The organism is Mycoplasma zalophidermidis (assembly GCF_018913985.1).
In the GTDB taxonomy this organism is placed as follows: domain Bacteria; phylum Bacillota_I; class Bacilli_A; order Mycoplasmatales; family Metamycoplasmataceae; genus Mycoplasmopsis; species Mycoplasmopsis zalophidermidis.
Map to the genome: position 1 here is coordinate 1 of NZ_JAHMHK010000029.1, position 340 is coordinate 340.

Annotated in this window: 1 protein-coding gene; it reads right to left on the bottom strand. The window is 25.6% G+C overall.

What is annotated here, in order from left to right; all coding sequences use genetic code 4:
• The coding region (locus tag KQ878_RS04555) for a hypothetical protein (RefSeq protein WP_373422579.1) at positions 1-340 on the bottom strand (340 nt) is incomplete at both ends.

Consider the following 340-nt stretch of genomic DNA (forward strand, 5'->3'; position numbering starts at 1 on the left):
TCGTTTTTCAATAATTCCGCTTTGGGAGCTAAATAATGATATTCCCTAAAATGCTGTTGAAGTGCATTACATTCTTCAAGGATTTCTTTTTTGGATAAAACACCAATAAGTTCATCATTATATGCATTAGTATTCGATACCTTTTTTAATAAATTTTTATTTATACTTCCTTTATAAAATGAAGTTAAGCCATTATAATCTTGCTTTCATTTCTCCTGCAATTCATAATAACTTCATTCTCTTTTCTTTTCTTCAAAGTTTGAATAAAACCAATATTTATTAGCAATTGAATTTTCAAACAATTGATCATCATTATCAACAAAATAATTAGGATTAGGAT